We start from the raw sequence: 951 nt of genomic DNA, 5'->3' as shown, positions 1-951 counted from the left end.
AAATTAAGCCATCCAAACTCTCGTTTTGACGTTCAACAAGTTGCGCTGCTGTATGACGGAATCGCCAAGCGCCTGAACGATGAATTTATGGGATTTACTGAACACCCAATCAAAGTCGGCACCTTTGAACTGATGACCGACTGGGTAAGCACCGCCCATACCTTACGCGAACTCTACGAACGCGCCATACGCTTCTACAATCAGATCACCGACGAACTACAAATGTCGCTTGAGATTCAAGGCGAGCACGTCTATCTCACAACAGAACTCCGCCAGCCAGAATTAGATTTCGAACACTTTTATATCGAGTACTGGCACGTCATCTGGCATCGCTTTGGATGCTGGTATATCGATCAACCCATCAAACTGGTCAGCGCTTATATCAATTACGACCCGATTGATCCGATCGAGTTTTCACTTTTATTTCGCTGCCCAACAAACTTCAAAAGCAAGTTCAATCGGCTCGTTTTCCATCGATCATACCTCAACATGCCACTCATCAAGACGCCAACTGATCTGCGTAATTTCTTAAAAAATGCTCCTGTAGATTTGCTAACTATCCCCGGTGAAGACACCAGTATTTCGGCGAAAGCACGACAACTCATCGAACCTCGTCAATTACGCAAAGAAGACCGTTTATCGCTCCTAAATAGCAGAGAGCTTTCAGAAAAACTGGGCATGAGCGAGCCCACCTTACGCCGAAAATTAAGCGCTGAAGGCAGCTCCATTCAGAGCATAAAAAATGACGTTCGCTTCAAACTTGCGAAACAACAACTCAAAGCCACGAATTTCAGCATTGCAGACATCGCATTACAGTTAGGATTTAGCGAGTCACGAGCATTCTCGCGCGCATTTAAACAATGGTCAGGGCTTAACCCTCAAGATTATCGCGATACACGCAGCCCACATTAGATAAAACAAAAAATGACCAATCACAGATTTTTTGATCGT

The 951-nt window shown here is 45.0% G+C and carries 1 protein-coding gene; it reads left to right on the top strand.

Annotated features, from left to right (window positions below; all coding sequences use genetic code 11):
- Positions 1–912, top strand: a 912-nt coding sequence (locus tag A3739_RS02525) for an AraC family transcriptional regulator (protein ID WP_068500129.1), incomplete at its 5' end; no start/stop codon positions are given.
- Positions 913–951 lie beyond the last annotated feature (39 nt).

The organism is Oleiphilus sp. HI0067 (assembly GCF_001635735.1).
Note: the sequence above shows the minus strand (reverse complement) of the source record. Positions and strands in the feature narration are given on the sequence as shown.